The following is a 17,133-nucleotide window of genomic DNA, read 5'->3' as shown; positions in this document are numbered from 1 at the left end:
GCGTGATGACACAGAACACCGTGGTATTGGCCGGGCTGATCGGCGCCGGCATTCAGGCTTCCCGCACTCCGGCGCTGCACGAGCACGAAGGCGATGCGCAGGGTCTGCGCTACCTGTATCGACTGATCGATCTGGATCAGCTGAAACTCGACAGCGGCGCCCTGCCCGACCTGCTGATGGCCGCCGAGCGGATGAATTTCACCGGGCTGAACATCACCTTCCCGTGCAAGCAGACAATCATCCCGTTGCTCGACGAATTGTCGCCGGAAGCCCGCGGCATTGGCGCGGTGAACACGGTGGTGTTGAAGGACGGGAAACGCATCGGCCACAACACCGATTGCCTGGGCTTCGCCGAAGGGTTTCGTCGCGGCCTGCAGGACGTTGCCCGTGAGCGTGTGGTGCAAATGGGCGCCGGTGGCGCAGGCGCAGCGGTGGCCCACGCGTTATTGAGCGAAGGCGTACAACTGCTGAGCATTTTCGATGTGGATCACAGCCGGGCTCAGTCTTTGGCGGACAACCTCAATCAGCATTTCGGTTTTGGCCGCGCCGTGGCCGGTCATGACTTGCCGGGCACGCTGGGTCAGGCTGATGGACTGGTGAATACCACGCCCATGGGCATGAAAAAGCTGCCTGGCATGCCAGTGCCGGTAGAGCTGCTTCGCGCGCAGTTGTGGGTGGCGGAGATCGTTTACTTCCCGCTGGAAACCGAACTGCTGCGCAACGCTCGCGCGCTGGGTTGCCGAACCCTGGACGGCGGCAACATGGCGGTGTTTCAGGCGGTGAAGGCGTTTGAATTATTCAGCGGCGTGGTGCCGGATGCCCAGCGGATGCTGGCGCATTTTCAAAGCATGAATGGTTGAAATGCAAAAGATCGCAGCCTCGTTTCACTCGACAGCTCCTACAGGGGTATGGGTACTTGTAGGAGCTGTCGAGTGAAACGAGGCTGCGATCTTTTAAGGACCCTGCAAATCAGGCCTGCAGATACCGCAACACCGACTCGCAGATCATTTCCCGATGACGCTGCTTGATACTTTCGTCCGGCAAGTCGATCTGAAAGATCTCACCAAAGGTATGACGGTTCGACACGCGATAGAAGCAAAACGAACTGATCAGCAGGTGCACATCCAGCGGATCGAGGCCGGCGCGGAATACACCCTCTGCGGCCCCGCGACGCAAAATCTCGCCCAGTGAATCGAGGATGGTGTTGTTCATCGCCTTGATCGCATCGGAGCGCTTCACATACTCGGCGTTGTGAATGTTCTCGATGCAGACGATACGCACGAAATCAACGTTGCGGTCATGGTGGTCGAAGGTGAATTCCACCAACCGCCGAATCGCCTCCACCGGTGCCAACTCGGCCAGGTGCAAGCGACTTTCGGTGCTGCGGATATCCCCGTAGAGCTTCTCCAGCACCTCGACGTAGAGCTGTTCCTTACTGCCGAAGTAGTAATAGATCATGCGTTTGGAGGTGTGGATGCGCTCGGCGATCGCATCGACGCGCGCACCGGAAAGCCCCTGCTGGACGAACTCGACGATAGCCTCTTGAAGGATGTTCTCGCGGGTTTTTTCCGGGTTGTTCTTGCGACTCTTGCGAGGCTCGGCAATTGGCTTTTCGGGCGCTACGGGGAGTTCTGAAATTATTGTCATTGCGGGCTCACGGCCATCACTGCACAAGTAGGCGATTATGGGCCGCCGCGCACAGTGAAGGAAGTCACGCGGCAGCGGTTTTGTACCCGTGTTTACGATTTTCCTACAACTTTGTCTGACGTACGCCGCCACTTCGGGATTTGGCCATGGCCGCCAGTCGCACGGCTACGTTGGCCGCGCCGTAACCCGCGTAGCCGTTTTTGCGCTGGATGATTTCAAAGAAAAACCGCCCTTCGAACGGCTCGGTGTACACGTGAAACAGCTCGCCACCCAGGGCATCGCGGTCATAGAGCACGTTGAAATACGCCAACTCGCTGAGGAACTCATCGTCGAAATCGAAGCGCGCGGCGAGGTCATCGTAGTAGTTGAGCGGGATATCCAGCAGCGGCACGCCCGCCTCCTTGGCACGGCTAACTTCGGCAAAGATGTCGTCGCAATCGAAAGCGATGTGATGCACACCGGAACCGCGATAACTCGACAGTGCGTGTGAGATTGCGGTGTTGCGGTTCTCGGAAATGTTCAGCGGCAGGCGGATCGAACTGCAACGGCTGCGCAAGGCACGGCTCTTCACCAGACCATACGGGTCGGGCAGCACCACTTCATCGTCGGCTTCGAAATCCAGCAGGCTTTTATAGAACAACACCCAGCTGTCGAGGCTGTCGGCGGGCAGCGCCATGGCCATGTGGTCGATGCGCTTGAGGCCACCGCTGGCCACGGCCGCCGGTTGCAGATTGAAGTCGGTGCCATAGACGTCGGCGTCCTGGTCTACCAGGTAAATCAGACTGCCGTCCGGCGCACGCACGGCGGCGAGTTCCAGCTCATTGGGGCCTACCAGCCCGCGATACGGCTGGCCTTTGTAAGCCACGGCTCGGGCCAACGCACTGGCGCTGTCCTTGACCCGCACGGCGGTGGCGCACAGCGATGGCCCATGGGCCTCGAAAAAACTGTGGGCGAAGGAATAAGGTTCGGAGTTGAGGATCAGGTTGATATCGCCCTGACGCAACAGGCTGACACTCTTGGAACGGTGCTGTCCGGCCTTGACGAAACCCAGTCGCTCCAACCAATGGGACAGCTTGGCACCGAGGCTTTCGTCCACGGCGAATTCAAGAAACTCGATGCCGTTGTATTCGCTGGCGCCTGGGGTATCGAACAGAATGTCGCGATTGGCCACAGGCGTGGCTTCCTGCTCCAGACGCTGGCGGGTTTTCTCTTCCAGGTACAGCAACGAACGCAAGCCGTCGGCGGCGTTGGCCCGGGGTGGCGCGGCGCGGAAACCGTCGTTGAAGATCTCCAGCGACAGCGGGCCGGTGTAGCCACTCTTGATGATCGGCGCGAGGAACCCCGGCAGATCGAATTCGCCCTGGCCGGGGAAACAACGGAAATGCCGGCTCCACTCCAGCACGTCCATGGCCAGGATCGGTGCATCGGCCATTTGCACGAAGAAGATCTTGTCACCGGGAATCTCGGCGATCGCCTTCGGGTCGCCCTTGAGCGACAGCGTATGGAAACTGTCCAGCAACACGCCGAGGCTCGGATGGTCGGCCTGGCGAACGATGTTCCACACCTGTTGATACGTGTTCACGTGGCGGCCCCAGGCCAGCGCTTCGTAACCGATCCGCAAACCACGAGCGCCGGCCCGTTCGGCGAGCAGGCGCAAGTCGTCGACCAGGATCTGCTCATCGCCGATGGAGTCGGCCGAGGCGTTGCTGCACACCAGCACCAGGTCGGTGCCCAGCTCTTGCATCAAATCGAACTTGCGCTCGGCCCGCTCCAGATTGCGCGGCAGTCGATCGCGGCGGCAACCTTCGAAATCCCGAAAGGGTTGGAACAGAGTGATCGCGATCCCGAGATCAGCGCACATCTGCCTGATTTCCCGTGGGCTGCCGTCGTAGTAGAGAAGGTCGTTCTCGAAAATTTCCACCCCGTCAAAACCGGCGGCGGCGATGGCTTCTAGTTTTTCCGGCAGGGTACCGCTCAAGGAAACGGTGGCAATGGAACGCTGCATGTGTCGACTCCCGGTGGTGGGGACATTCTTGTTGGGCAAATTATTGGCTTGACGAATCCGCACAGCAATTCAAAGTGTACTACCCGGTTAGTTTTGCGGGCGATTATCGAACACAATGGCGGTTGGCGAATTGACGATTTTTCGTCCACTGCGCACCATCGACACCACATTGAGTCCGGTCACGACCCCATGGACTCGGTTACCAAAGACCCTGAACACCACATAAAAATTTCAAAAAACGGGTACACGCTCATGCGCTCATTCAACGCCTTGTTTGCTTGCTCCACCGATCTCACGCCAGACCTGGTGTCCATCCGAACCTTGCGCCCCCTCGGCCGAACCGTGCCGCTCGCTGAATAAAACGTTGTCGTCGCCTGACGAAAACACCTCAGCCGATCAATCTCACTCGCGCCCGTCGCCATCGATTGATCACGCGCCCTTGAAGTCCCGACAAGCCTCGCTTGTCAGTCATTGAACGGATGGCACACACATGTTTCCTTCTCAAAGCTCTCGCGTGGCTTCGGCCCAAAGTGTCGCCACTGGCGGCATCGGCGACAAAATCCGCGGCGCCATGGCCGTCGGCAAAACCCGCTGGGGAATGCTGGCGCTGGTATTTTTCGCCACCACCCTGAACTACATCGACCGCGCTGCCCTGGGCGTCATGCAGCCGATCCTCGCCAAGGAACTGAGCTGGACGGCGATGGACTACGCCAACATCAACTTCTGGTTCCAGGTCGGCTACGCCGTCGGTTTCGTGCTGCAAGGCCGGTTGATCGACCGGGTCGGCGTGAAGCGCGTGTTCTTCTTCGCGGTACTGCTCTGGAGCCTGGCCACCGGCGCTCATGGCCTGGCCACTTCGGCGGCGGGCTTCATGGTCTGCCGGTTCATTCTCGGCCTGACCGAAGCCGCCAACTACCCGGCCTGCGTGAAAACCACCCGGTTGTGGTTCCCGGCTGGCGAGCGCGCCGTGGCCACCGGTATTTTCAACGCCGGGACCAACGTCGGTGCGATGTTCACACCGATGCTGCTGCCACTGATTCTTCACGCTTGGGGCTGGCAAGCCGCGTTCCTGTGCATGGCGGCGCTGGGCGGAATCTGGTTGCTGTTCTGGGGCCTGAAGTACTTCAACCCGGAAGATCACCCGAGCGTTAAACAATCGGAACTGGACTACATCCAGAAGGAAGTCGAACCGGAACAATCCCGCGTACCGTTCTCGCGAATCCTGCGCATGCGTGGCACCTGGGCCTTCGCCCTCGCCTACTCGATCACCGCGCCGGTGTTCTGGTTCTACCTGTACTGGCTGCCGCCGTTCCTCAATCAGCAATACAACCTGGGGATCAACGTGACCCAGATGGGTATTCCGCTGATCATCATCTACCTCACGGCTGACTTCGGCAGCGTCGGCGGCGGGATCCTGTCTTCGTTCCTGATCGGTCGCGGGATCAACCCGATCAAGGCCCGACTGATGTCCATGTTCCTGTTCGCCTGCTGCATCATCGGCGTGGTCATGGCCGCCGGTTCGAGCAGCCTGTGGCTCGCGGTGTTCGCCATCTCCCTGGCCATCGGCGCGCACCAGGCCTGGACCGCGAACATCTGGAGCCTGGTGATGGACTACACGCCTAAACACATGATGAGTACGGTGTTCGGCTTCGGCGGCATGTGCGCGGCGATCGGCGGGATGTTCATGACCCAGTTGGTCGGCCACATTCTGACCATCACCAACAACAACTACACCGTGTTGTTCACCATCATTCCGGCGATGTACTTCATCGCGCTGACCTGGATGTACTTCATGGCACCGCGCAAGATTCCGACCGTAAAAGATTGATACACCACAAACGCAGGCCTGATCCCGGGCCTGCGTTTTTTTATGGCCGCGATTTATCCATTTCACCCTTTTTTTCTCACAGCCACAGAGGCACACCATGTCGCCAGGTAACTTGAGCATCGCCAAGCGTGCCGTGATCAGCTTCGGCGTCATCGCCCTGCTGGTCCTGTTGCAGGGGCTGTTCGCCCTTAAACAGGTCGCGCAAGTCCGCGCCACCGGCCAGCACACTGAAAACGTCTCCCTGCCCAGCATTCGCCACCTGGGTGAAATCCGCGACTACATCCTGAGCATTCGCGTGCTCAGCCTGCGCATGGCGCTCAACCGCGATCCAAAGGTGCTCGATGCCACCGTCACACGTCTGCACCAAGTGCAGGGTTGGCTTGCAGAGACGCTGGAAAAATTCACTCCGCTGGTCGGTGATTACAACCGGGGGCCGTACGAAAAGTTCGTCACCACCGTCACCAGTTACCGCCAGGCGCTGGCGCAATACGAAGCGCTGTCGCGGGAAAACCGCAGCGAAGAAATGACCGCGTTGCTCAATGGAAAAATCCAGGACTACTCGACCCAGACCGGTGACCAGTTCGCCGAGTTGATGGCGCTTTCCGCCAACGAAGTCAGCCTCTCGGCCAACCAGGCTGACTCGCTCTACAATCAGGTAAAAATCACCGTGATCGGTGCGCTGATAGCCGTCGCGCTCCTGACCCTGTGCCTTGCCTGGCTGTTGATACGCAGCATCGTCATGCCGATCCGTCAGGCGGTCGACGTGGCCGAGCAAGTGGCCGCCGGTGACCTGAGTCAACCGATCCGCAGCCACGGCGCCGATGAAACCGCACGCTTGCTTAAGGCCCTGTCGGCCATGCAGACCAGCCTGCGGGAAACCCTGCAACTGATCAGCGGCACGTCGACTCAACTGGCGGCCGCCGCCCTGCAGATGAATCAGAGCACTCAACAGGATTCCAGTCGGCTGCAACAGCAACACAATGAAATCGAGCAAGCCGCCACGGCCGTCAACGAAATGACCGTCGCGGTGGAAGAAGTGGCACGCAACGCGGTGTCGACTTCCGACAGCACCAGACAGTCCACACATCAAGCCAATCAGGGCCAGGCGCGAGTGATTGAAACCCTGGATTCGATTCAGGCGATGAGCAGCAATGCGGGTGTCGCGCTGCAACAGGTTCAGACCCTGGCCGAGCAGTCCCGGGAAATCGGCAAGGTGCTGGACGTGATCCGCGCCATCGCCGAACAGACCAACCTGCTCGCGCTCAATGCCGCCATCGAGGCTGCGCGGGCCGGGGAAGCCGGACGTGGTTTCGCGGTGGTGGCCGATGAAGTTCGGGCGCTGGCGCATCGCACTCAGCAATCAACCCGGGAGATCGAACAGATCATTGGCCGGGTTCAGGGCGATACCAACGGTGTGGTGATGTCGATGCACGACAACAGTCAGCGTGTTGCTGAAACCTTGTCGATTGCTGAACAGGCCGGGCTGGCGCTGGCAGAAATCACCCGGGCGATGGAGCAGATCCATGAACGTAACCTGGTGATCGCCAGCGCCTCGGAAGAACAGGCGCAGGTGGCCCGTGAGGTGGATCGTAATCTGCTGAACATCCGCGACCTGTCGCTGGAAAGCGCCGACGCCGCAACCCGGACCAGCGCCACCAGCCAGGAGTTGTCGCGACTGGCGGCGGGCCTGCAAAACCTGGTGGTGCGTTTCAAATTTTGACCGGGTTCAGCGGCGGCTTTGTTGCCACGCCGCCGCCAACCCGCTGCAGCAAATCACCGCGATCCCGACCACCGTGGTCAGGGTCGGCGTGTGAGAAAACAGCAACCAGCCGAGCAAACCGGCAAAGACAATCTGGCAATAGCCGAATGGCGCCAGCAGCGCGGGGGCGGCATGGCGGAACGCCTGGGTCAGAAACAGGTGCGCCGTCATCCCGCAGGCGCCCAGTGCAACCATCATCAATCCATGCCCAAGGCTTGGCACTTTCCAGAAAAACGGCACCAATGCGCTCATCACCAGGGTGTTGCACAGGCCGGCGAAGAAGTTACTGGTGGTCGGGCTGTCGACTTCACTGAGCTTGCGGGTGAGCAATTGATAGAAGCAGAAAAAAAGTGCCGAGCAGAGCGGCAGCAAGACTGCTGGCGTGAACAGATCACCGCCGGGATGGACGATGATCAATACACCGACAAATCCGCAAATCACTGCGATCCATTGGCCACGAGTGACCCGCTCACGCAGCAGTGGCACCGACAACGCGGTGACCAGAACCGGAGCGAGAAAGTTGACCGCCGTGGCTTCGGCCAATGGGATGTACTGCAAACCGGTGGTGAAGAACAAACTGGTGCCCAACAGGCACAACGCCCTGAACAACTGCAGCAACGGACGTTTGGTGCGCAGGACGCGCAACCCCGATTGCGGCAGGAAAATCCCGGCCATCAGCAAGGTGTGAACCACATAGCGGGCCCAGACCACCATGACGATCGGATAGAACCCCGATAGATATTTCGACAAGGCGTCGTGACTGGAAAACAGAAAGGTCGCGACGACAATCAGCAGAATCCCCTTGAAGGGTTGGTTTACGCCGGAGAGCGGGGTGCTGATGGTCATTAGCGATCCTTTTTTTTGCATCAAAAATCAAAAGCTTCGCGGGCAAGCCTCGTTCCTGCATGAACACCGGATAACCTGTGGGAGCGTGGCTTGCCCGCGATAGGTGCGCAGCACCGCTTACCGCCGCGCCAACAATTCCCGAGTCTTATCCAACGCCATCTGCGCCCGCTGCAACCCGCTCACACCCTGCTCCAGCAACTTCACGGTGGGAATCTCCAGGCTTAACGGGATATCGGCCGGCAAACACTGCAACAACCCCGCCAGATCACAATCACCATCGCCCGGAAAACGCCGCTCGTTACGCGCCTGACGCAAAATCTCCGCCATGTCCGTTGGCCGTGCCCCCGCGACATCGCATAACTGTGTGTACCGTAACCGTGACGGGGCAACTTTGGCCAGATCTTCCAGCCGCGAACCCGATCGGTCGAAATGGAACGCGTCCACCAACACCGCGCCGTTTTCACGGTCTGCATTTTCGACGATACGCACCGCTTGTTCGAGATTGCGTGCATCGGTCCACGGCATGAACTCCAGGTGCGGATGCAACCCGTAAGGTGCCGCCAGATCACACAGCCGGGCGAAGTTCTCGGTGAGTCGTTGTTCGTCAGAATCGTTACCGGCCACCAGCAATTCGCTGGCACCAAATTCCGCTCCGACCGCCAGAATCTTCTCGAAGTCGGCGACGACGGTTTGCGGTTTAAGGCGCAGGATTTCAACATCCAGCACACGAATGCCGGTATCGCGCAGACGTGCCAGCGTCTCGCGCCGTAAACCGACATCGGCTACCAGCGCAAAGTGATGTTCTTCGGGTGTCGCCGGTTCAAGGCGTAATCCGACATGGCTGTAACCGGCACGCGCCGCAACGTCCACCATCTGCGGCGGAGACAACTCCAGCACGGTCAGGCTGGCCAGGGAAAAGATCCGCTCACTCATGTTCATTCCTCGATCAACATCGGGGTGCAGGCACGACCGGTTTCGGCGGCCTCGCGAATCGCTTCAACCAGCGCCAGGGTGCGCGCAGCATCGGCAGCGCTCACCAACGGTTCGACTTCTCGGCGCGCCACGCGCACGAAATGCTGCAACTGCAAACGCAATGCTTCATCGGCGCTGAAACTTTCCTGCTCCGCCAGCAACGGTTGATGCCATCCGCCATCGACGTCGGCGTAGTGCCAGCGCTTGAGCTGCGGAATGCTCAATGCACCACCCGTCCCGGCCAGCAAGTAACAGGGCTGATCGGCCTGGCGCGGATAGGCCGGGTTCTCGCCGGAATCCAGCTCCCAACTCCAGGGCGCCGCCACCGCGTCGGAACCGGTCAGGCTGCCCAGCGCACCGTTGTCGAACTGCAGCAACACCGCCGCGCAATCTTCGTTGGCAAACCCGCGCACCGCATTGCTGGTGATTGCCTGCACCTGCCGCACTTCGCCGCAAAGATGACGCAGCAGGTCGAGGTCATGAATCAGGTTGGTCAGCAACATCCCCGCACCGGGCTCGCGGCGCCACGGCGTTTCGAAATAGCTGTCGGGTTTGCGCAGCTGCCAGAGCGCCGTCACCGTCGTCAGCTGCCCCAAAGCGCCACCCTGCACCAGTTCATGGGCGCGGACGATCAACGGATTGTGCCGGCGATGATGGCCGACCAGCACGGGAACTCCGGTGGCTTTCGACGCGGCCACCAGTTCGCGCGCTTCATCCAGGTGCACACCCACCGGTTTTTCCAGTAGCACCGGCACACCGGCGGCGAGGCAATCGAGCGCAGTGCTGACGTGGAGCGTGTTCGGGTTGGCAACGATCACCGCGTCTGGCTTCGCCTGCTCCAGCATCTGACGGTGATCAGCGAAATACCCCACGCCCCATTCGCCCGCGAGGCCTGCCGCTTGTGGCCCGGGATCGGCTACCGCACACAACGTCGCTTGCGTCAGGGTTTGCAGATGCCGGTAATGCTGCTGGCCCATGTTGCCGGCACCGATCAGGGCGATGCGAAGGGGCGAAGTCATGGTGCGGTTCTCTTGTGATTATTGTCGGAAGGATGAATTCCGATAATTTAGAACCAAGTTCCATATTCTTACAGGAGTAACGGCAATTTGTGTTCGAACAACGCACAGATTCGCATAGCCCACATTGGGTCTGTGCGGGCAGAACTAAACGAACAACTCCGAAGCCAGACTTGCGGCAGACAGCTCTTCAGTAAACTTCAACAACAGCGGCGCCAACTCATGCAACCGTGCCCCCGGCATCCGCGCGCTAGGCCCGGCAATGCTCAGTACACCGATCACTCGACCATCGCCTGGGTGGCGCACCACCGCCGCAATCGCCGAGGTGCCCACGGCCGAACTCTCTTCGACCCAGGCGTAGCCCTGCTCACGCGCCAGACGCAGGCGTTCCAGTAACTCAATGTTGGAACGCGGCGCGTTCGGCCCCAGGTCTTTCGGCCGTTCGCTCCCCTGACGCTCCACCAGCGACAACGCTTCGGCATCGCTCATGCACGCCAGCCATGCATGGCCCGACGCGGTGTAGAACAACGGCGCATCACGGCCCATGTCCGGGTCGTAGCGCAGGCCCGAGCGGGCACCCTGAGACTTGGCGATCCAGACCTGGCGTTCACCTTCAATAACGCCAAGGCGCACCAGCTCACCGGTTTCCTCGGCCAGGCGATCGAGCACCGGTTGCACGATATCGGCGCCGCTGCTCGACAAGTAACGGAAACCCATCGCCACCAGTTTGGTCGACAGGTGATAGCGCAGGTTCTCCGGATTCTGTCGCACGTAACCCAGCCGAATCAGCTCGGCGAGCAGGCGGTGGGTCGCGCTTTTGGGGATGTCCAGTTGCTCCGCCAACGTCTGCATCGGCAGGCCGCGAGGGTCACTGGTGAGGCTTTCCAGCACGCTGAAAACACGTTCGATCTGACTGCCGGCCATGGGGGGTTCCACTCGAAATTTTGCCGATTCTAGAAGACAAACCACGTAATGCGAAATCTGGAACCCGCTGTCCGATAACCGCCCTCTTTACACCGTGAATGATTGCCGAGGCCAATCTCATTCTTATATTTTCTGGAATCAAATTCTAAAAATACGCGATGGAGCTTTTAAACGATGCCTGCCGACTCTCCCCTCCTTGCGGACATCGAATGCGATGTGCTGATCGTCGGCTCCGGTGCGGCCGGATTGTCCGCAGCCGTTACCGCGGCCTGGCATGGCTTGAAAGTGATCGTGGTCGAGAAAGACCCGGTGTTCGGCGGCGCCACGGCGTGGTCCGGCGGATGGGCCTGGGTGCCGTGCAATCCTCTGGCGCGTCGTGCCGGCATCGTTGAAGACGTCGAGCAACCGCGCACTTACCTGAAGCACGAATTGGGTGAGCGTTACGATCCAGCGATGATCGACGCGTTCCTTGAGGCTGGCCCGCGAATGGTCGCGTTCTTCGAGCAACACACTGCCCTGCAATTCGCCGATGGCAACGCCATCGCCGACATTCATGGCGACACGCCGGGCGCCGGTACCGGCGGACGGTCGGTGATCGCTGCGCCTTATGACGGACGAAAAGTCGGCAAGCTACTGAAGCGCCTTCGCAAAACCATGCGGGAAACTTCGTTCATGGGCATGCCGATCATGGCGGGAACGGACCTGAGCGCATTTCTCAACCTGACGCGCTCTTTGCCCGCAGCGTGGCACGTGACCCGGCGCTTCACCCGGCACTTGTTCGACCTCGCTGTTCATGGTCGGGCGATGCAACTGGTCAACGGCGTGGCGCTGGTTGCGCGGTTGGCAAAGTCCGCCGAAGACCTGGGCGTCTTGCTCTGGGAATCGGCACCGGTGACCGAGTTGCTTCGCGAAGGCGATCAGGTGCAAGGCGCGATCGTCAGTACCGCCAAAGGCAATATCCGCATCCATGCACGCAAGGCCGTGGTGCTCGCGACCGGAGGTTTCGCCAATGATATCGAGCGGCGCAAGGCGCTGTTCCCCCGCACACCGACCGGCAACGAACACCTGGCGCTGCCGCCTCTGGGCGTCGCCGGTGATGGTTTGCGATTGGGCGAAAGCGCCGGTGCGCGGGTCAACACCGACATGGCATCGCCCGTGGCCTGGGCGCCGGTTTCGCATGTGCCGCACAGTGACGGCAGCATCGGTCACTTCCCGCACATCATCGAACGCGGCAAACCGGGGATTATCGGCGTATTGAGCAACGGCCAGCGCTTCGTCAACGAAGCCGACGGCTACTACGATTACGTAACGGCCATGGTCGCCGCCGCACCGCAGGGCGAAGAAGTCGCCTCCTGGCTGATCTGCACTCATGGTTTTCAACGGCGTTATGGCCTGGGAATTTCTCGGCCGTTTCCGGTGCCACTGTCATCCTTTATCCGCAGCGGTTATCTGAAAACCGGCAACACTGTCGAGGAATTGGCCCTGGCCTGCGGCATCGACCCAAACGGATTGCGCAGCACGGTGGATGATTACAACCGGCATGCGCGCAACGGCGAAGATCCGTTGTTCGGTCGTGGCTCGACGCCCTACAACCGCAAACAGGGCGATGCGTTGCAGCAACCCAACCCGTGCGTCGCGCCGATTGAACAAGGCCCGTTCTACGCCGTGAAGGTTCAGCCTGGCTGCTTTGGCACCTTCGCCGGGCTCAAGGTCAATGAACATGCCCAGGTTCTTGGCGAGTCGGGGCAGGCCATCGCCGGGTTGTATGCGGCGGGCGGCGACATGGCCAGCATCATGGGCGGTCACTATCCCGCTGGTGGCATCAATCTCGGCCCGGCGCTGACCTTCGGCTACATCGCTGCCCGGCATATCGCCGGCGTGGGACGGACTTGATCTGATAAAAAACCATCGTCTGAGGGAATTCGACGGGCGATCCATGTTCAATACAAGTCTGAAATATTTCGAGCCGAGTAAAAGACAGACGACCGGACTGGCGCCGCTCTCACTGACCAGCAACACTCATCACCATATTCAAACGAGGATTCCCCCCCATGCTATGGAAAAAAGGCCGACGCAGCGACAACGTGGTCGATGCCCGTGGCGATGATGTCGGCGGTGGGGGCAGCGGGATGCGCTTCGGCGGGGGCAAGGGCCTGAGCCTGACGGCGATCCTGTTGATCGTCGGGATCGGCTGGATCACCGGCCAGGACCCGATGCAGATCCTCGGTCAATTGACCGGACAAATGAGCGAGCAATCGGCCCCAACCACCACCCACACCCGCAAGGCACCGCCGGCCAATGATGAAAACGCCGAATTCGTGCGCTCGATCCTCGGCGACACCGAAGACACCTGGGGCCAGATTTTCCAACAGGCCGGTCGGCAATATAAAGACCCGACCCTGGTGCTGTTCAGCAATCAGGTGAACTCGGCGTGCGGATTGGCGACGTCGGCGACTGGTCCGTTCTATTGCCCGGCAGACCAGAAGGTCTATCTGGACATGAGTTTCTTCCAGGAAATGTCCCAGCGTTTTTCCGCCGCAGGTGATTTCGCCCAGGCCTACGTGATCGCTCACGAAGTCGGACACCACGTGCAGACCTTGCTCGGCGTTTCGGCGAAGATTCAGACCGCTAGGCAGCAGGGCCGGCAAATGGAGGGCGACGGTGGTTTGCTGGTGCGTCAGGAACTGCAGGCCGATTGCCTGGCCGGGGTCTGGGCCAACATTGCGCAGAAGCGCCTGAACTGGCTGGAACCCGGTGACATCGAAGAAGCCTTGAACGCCGCCAACGCCATCGGCGATGACCGCTTGCAGCAGCAAGGTCAGGGCCGCGTGGTACCGGACTCGTTCACTCATGGTACGTCAGCGCAAAGGGTGCGCTGGTTCAAAGCCGGATTTGCACAAGGCCAGGTTGGCCAGTGCGATACCTTTGCCGCGAAGAATCTGTAATGCACAAGTGGTTGTTAGCTCTGTTGATCACCTGCACAAGCGCCCAGGCTGCCGAGCAGGGGGTCAAGGAGATCAGTTCCGGGCGCCTGCTGTTGAGCGCCGGCGAAATCGCGGTGGGCATCGGCCCGACACCGGCGAAGAACATCGAACGGGTGCTGATCATCATTCATGGTCGTTTGCGCAACGCTGAAACCTACCGCCAGAGCGCCGAGCACGCGGCCCAGCAAGCCGGGCAAAGCGATAACACCTTAGTGCTCGCCCCGCAGTTTCTCAATGAAACCGACATCGCGAGCCACCCGGTGCCTGACAGCGTTTTACGCTGGCACGGCAATGACTGGATGGCCGGCGGCTTATCCACCGCGCCATTTACGCTGAGCTCCTACGCGGCGCTCGACGAAATCATCGCTCGCCTGGGTGATCGGCGACAGTTTCCGGACGTGAAGCAAATCGTCATTGCCGGTCACTCGGGCGGCGCTCAGGTGGTTCAGCGTTACGCCATGTTGAGCCACCCTCAGCCAGCCCTCGACACGGCAGGGGTGAAGGTGCGTTATGTGATCGCCAATCCTTCGTCGTATGCCTATTTCAATGAGCAACGGCCGGTGGCGTTCAGTCACGCGGGGTGTCCGAACTTCAATCGCTGGAAGTATGGGCTGGCGGACTTGCCCGCCTATGCCAATGGGCAAACGCCTGCGCAGCTGGAAGAAAACTACGTCAAACGCGACATCGTTTATTTGCTCGGGCAGCAGGACATCGACCCGAATCACCCGGCGCTGGATAAAAGTTGCGAAGCCAAAGCCCAGGGCGCTTCTCGTTTGATTCGCGGGAGCAATTATTTCAATTATCTGAAACGGCGCCATCCTCAAGGATTGAGTCAGCAGCTGATCGAAGTGCCCGGCGTCGGGCACGATGGGGACGGGATGTTTACCTCGCCCGAGGGGCAAAAGGCGTTGTTCGGGCAGTGAGTTTTGGGGCGTCTGATCGGACGCCCAATCTCTCAAGCCGAAAGCAGCTGCCGCAACTCCACGCAATCGCGCGCATGCCAATCGGTCAATTCCGGCCACGGATTATCCGGCAGGTTCACCAGCACCGTCCGTGTCCCCGCCGCCCGACCACAATCCAGATCGAAGCGGTAATCACCGACCATTACCATTTCACTCGCCGGCACCTTCCAGGCTTCGGCCAGTTTCAGTAAACCACCGGGATGCGGTTTGGGCGGCGCTTCATCGCGACCCAGTACATCCTCCACCGCAAAGCAATCGGCCAGGCCAATCGCCTCCAGCGTGACATGCGCCAGCTCACGGGCATTGCGCGTGAGAATACCCAGGCGATAACCGCGCCCGGCCAACTCACGCACCAGTTCCACCGCGCCCGGAGCCGGTTTCGAACCCAGCGCCAGATCCCGCTCGTGTTCCAGCAGCCACGCATGTTTGGCCGCCGCTTCTTCGGCCGGCAGCCCAGCGAGGTGAGTGAGGATGTCGTGTTCTGCAGGAATCGCCAACGCCACGCGGATCGCCGCGAAGTCATGCACGGCCACGGTCAGGGTGCCGTCCATGTCGAACACCCAGTGCCGCACCTCGGCCAGGCTCATATCCAGTCCTTGCGATGACGAATCAGGCCTTCCTGAGTGACCGAGGCCACCAGTTGCCCGGCACGGTTGAACACGCTGCCACGGGAGAATCCACGCGAGTTGCCGGCCCACGGGCTGTCCATGGCGTACAACAACCAGTCATCGGCGCGCAGGTCGGCGTGGAACCACAACGCGTGATCAAGGCTGGCGACCTGCATGTCTTTCTGCCAGACCGATTTGCCATGGGGCAGCATCGAGGTGGTCAGCAGGCCGAAGTCCGACGCGTAGGCCAGCAGGTATTTGTGCAGCGCTGGAGTGTCAGCCAACGCACCATCGGCGCGGAACCAGACGTATTTGACCGGATCGGCAGGCTGCGGGTTGTAGGGATCTTTCTCGGTCACCGGGCGGAATTCGATCGGTTTCGGGCACAGCAGTTTTTCGCGCATGTGCTCCGGGATCAGGTGTGCGCGCTGCTGAGTGAGCTCCAGCTCCGACGGCAGATTTTCCGGGCCGACCACTTGCGGCATTTCGCTCTGGTGCTGGAAGCCTTCTTCGTCGTACTGGAACGAGGCGCTGCAGGTAAAAATCGGGTTGCCCTTCTGGATCGCCGTCACCCGGCGCGTGCTGAAACTACCGCCATCGCGCACCCGATCGACCTGATACACCACCGGCAACTTCGCATCGCCCGGACGCAGGAAGTAACCGTGCATCGAGTGCACATGGCGCGTCTCTTCGACTGTCTGACTGGCCGCCGACAGGGACTGGCCGAGCACCTGGCCGCCGAACAACTGACGGAAACCCAGGTCCTGGCTGCGGCCACGGAACAGGTTTTCTTCAATCGGTTCCAGGGTCAGCAGGTCTACCAGATCTTCCAACACTTGGCTCATTCAGACTCTCCTCACACAAAGCAATGCCGCGCAGTCTGGGCTGCGGCGGTCGATTCAGTTTATGGCCCGGTTCAACATGAGGGCCATTGTAAACGTCCGTGCCTGCTTATCCATGCAAGGTTTGCAGCCATTGCTCACGGGTGATGCGGTACAACACGTGCGGGCGCAGCGGATGATCCTCTGCAAGCCGCGGGTGCTCGAAGTCATCGGCGGGGGCATGGTGCATGCCGATCGCCTGCATGACTTTTTGCGAAGGCAGGTTGGTTTCGGTGGTGAACGCCACGACCTCTTGCAGTGCCAAGCGATCAAACCCACAGCGCAGAGCGGTCCATGCCGCCTCGCTGGCATAACCCAGGCCCCAGTGCTCGCGCGCCAGGCGCCAGCCGATTTCGATGGCTGGCGTGAACGGTGCGTCAAAGCCGACCACACTCAGCCCGGTAAACCCGATGAACGCTCCGGTGTCCTTGCGCTCCAGTGCCCAGAGGCCGAAGCCATACTCGGCAAAATGCCCGCGAACCCGCCCGATCAGCGCGGCACTTTCCAGCCGACTCAAGGGTGCCGGAAAATAACGCATCACCTGTGGATCGGCGCACATCGCCGCAAACGCCGGCAAATCCTCATCGCGCCACTGCCGTAATGACAGTCGCGCGCTTTCGAGTTCCAGTATCGGCTCCATCGTGCCCCGCCTCTCTGTTTCCATGCCGCAAGTCTACATCGCTGGTAGGATCGTTCACTCA

At 60.4% G+C, this 17,133-nt stretch carries 15 protein-coding genes and 1 pseudogene; 7 read left to right on the top strand and 9 right to left on the bottom strand.

All coding sequences use genetic code 11. The features are described from left to right. Positions 1 to 5: 5 nt before the first annotated feature. The gene (locus tag AF70_RS07895; RefSeq protein ID WP_028938865.1) at positions 6 to 860 is read left to right on the top strand and encodes a shikimate dehydrogenase; all 855 of its coding nucleotides are present in this window, start codon (positions 6 to 8) and stop codon (positions 858 to 860) included. Positions 861 to 969: 109 nt separating this feature from the next. Here AF70_RS07895 and AF70_RS07890 read toward each other — a convergent pair whose 3' ends face one another. Next, on the bottom strand, positions 970 to 1,647 hold the full coding sequence (locus tag AF70_RS07890; protein WP_019581305.1) for a TetR/AcrR family transcriptional regulator: 678 nt from the start codon (positions 1,645 to 1,647) through the stop codon (positions 970 to 972). A 103-nt stretch (positions 1,648 to 1,750) separates the two neighbouring features. Further along, positions 1,751 to 3,652, bottom strand: a complete 1,902-nt coding sequence (quiC, locus tag AF70_RS07885; RefSeq protein ID WP_028938864.1) for a 3-dehydroshikimate dehydratase QuiC — start codon at positions 3,650 to 3,652, stop codon at positions 1,751 to 1,753. Positions 3,653 to 4,142: 490 nt separating this feature from the next. On the opposite strand from quiC, the gene AF70_RS07880 reads away from it, so the two are divergent. From AF70_RS07880 to AF70_RS30030, 3 genes and pseudogenes are all read left to right on the top strand, one after another. Further along, positions 4,143 to 5,480 (top strand): MFS transporter, encoded by a 1,338-nt coding sequence (locus tag AF70_RS07880; protein ID WP_018925801.1) that lies wholly within the window; start codon positions 4,143 to 4,145, stop codon positions 5,478 to 5,480. A 97-nt stretch (positions 5,481 to 5,577) separates the two neighbouring features. Beyond that, positions 5,578 to 6,345: pseudogene (locus AF70_RS30035) on the top strand (MCP four helix bundle domain-containing protein); the annotation flags it as partial. After that, positions 6,337 to 7,200, top strand: a complete 864-nt coding sequence (locus AF70_RS30030) for a methyl-accepting chemotaxis protein (protein WP_371929195.1) — start codon at positions 6,337 to 6,339, stop codon at positions 7,198 to 7,200. The pseudogene AF70_RS30035 and the gene AF70_RS30030, both read left to right, overlap by 9 nt. 6 nt (positions 7,201 to 7,206) lie before the next feature. Here the strand turns inward: AF70_RS30030 and AF70_RS07870 are convergent, their stop codons facing one another. The 4 genes from AF70_RS07870 to AF70_RS07855 form a co-directional block, all read right to left on the bottom strand. After that, positions 7,207 to 8,085 (bottom strand): DMT family transporter, encoded by an 879-nt coding sequence (locus AF70_RS07870; protein ID WP_018925799.1) that lies wholly within the window; start codon positions 8,083 to 8,085, stop codon positions 7,207 to 7,209. A 117-nt stretch (positions 8,086 to 8,202) separates the two neighbouring features. Further along, the gene (locus tag AF70_RS07865; protein ID WP_028938861.1) at positions 8,203 to 9,018 is read right to left on the bottom strand and encodes a sugar phosphate isomerase/epimerase; all 816 of its coding nucleotides are present in this window, start codon (positions 9,016 to 9,018) and stop codon (positions 8,203 to 8,205) included. A gap of 2 nt (positions 9,019 to 9,020) precedes the next feature. Next, complete coding sequence (locus AF70_RS07860) at positions 9,021 to 10,076, bottom strand: Gfo/Idh/MocA family protein (RefSeq protein ID WP_028938860.1); 1,056 nt, start codon at positions 10,074 to 10,076, stop codon at positions 9,021 to 9,023. 144 nt (positions 10,077 to 10,220) lie between these two features. After that, positions 10,221 to 10,997, bottom strand: a complete 777-nt coding sequence (locus AF70_RS07855) for an IclR family transcriptional regulator (RefSeq protein WP_019581312.1) — start codon at positions 10,995 to 10,997, stop codon at positions 10,221 to 10,223. 174 nt (positions 10,998 to 11,171) lie between these two features. On the opposite strand from AF70_RS07855, the gene AF70_RS07850 reads away from it, so the two are divergent. The 3 genes from AF70_RS07850 (at position 11,172) to AF70_RS07840 (ending at position 14,904) form a co-directional block, all read left to right on the top strand. Further along, positions 11,172 to 12,890, top strand: a complete 1,719-nt coding sequence (locus AF70_RS07850; protein WP_028938859.1) for an FAD-dependent oxidoreductase — start codon at positions 11,172 to 11,174, stop codon at positions 12,888 to 12,890. A 158-nt stretch (positions 12,891 to 13,048) separates the two neighbouring features. After that, the gene (locus tag AF70_RS07845) at positions 13,049 to 13,942 is read left to right on the top strand and encodes a neutral zinc metallopeptidase (RefSeq protein ID WP_028938858.1); all 894 of its coding nucleotides are present in this window, start codon (positions 13,049 to 13,051) and stop codon (positions 13,940 to 13,942) included. After that, positions 13,942 to 14,904, top strand: coding sequence for an alpha/beta fold hydrolase (locus tag AF70_RS07840; RefSeq protein WP_028938857.1), 963 nt, complete (start codon positions 13,942 to 13,944; stop codon positions 14,902 to 14,904). Before AF70_RS07845 ends, AF70_RS07840 begins: the two co-directional genes overlap by 1 nt. A 32-nt stretch (positions 14,905 to 14,936) precedes the next feature. Here the strand turns inward: AF70_RS07840 and AF70_RS07835 are convergent, their stop codons facing one another. The 3 genes from AF70_RS07835 to AF70_RS07825 all read right to left on the bottom strand — a co-directional run bounded on the left by AF70_RS07835 (position 14,937) and on the right by AF70_RS07825 (position 17,072). Further along, a complete protein-coding gene (locus AF70_RS07835; protein ID WP_028938856.1) occupies positions 14,937 to 15,530 on the bottom strand; it encodes an HAD family hydrolase in 594 nt (197 codons plus the stop codon). Continuing rightward, positions 15,527 to 16,396 (bottom strand): acyl-CoA thioesterase II, encoded by an 870-nt coding sequence (gene tesB / locus AF70_RS07830; RefSeq protein ID WP_028938855.1) that lies wholly within the window; start codon positions 16,394 to 16,396, stop codon positions 15,527 to 15,529. Before tesB ends, AF70_RS07835 begins: the two co-directional genes overlap by 4 nt. Positions 16,397 to 16,502: 106 nt before the next feature. Beyond that, entirely contained in the window at positions 16,503 to 17,072 is a 570-nt protein-coding gene (locus AF70_RS07825) for a GNAT family N-acetyltransferase (RefSeq protein WP_028938854.1), read from the bottom strand. Between the last annotated feature and the right edge of the window lie 61 nt (positions 17,073 to 17,133).

This window comes from Pseudomonas sp. KD5 (assembly GCF_012932895.1).
Lineage (GTDB): Bacteria > Pseudomonadota > Gammaproteobacteria > Pseudomonadales > Pseudomonadaceae > Aquipseudomonas.
This window is presented reverse-complemented; position numbering and strand designations above follow the sequence as displayed.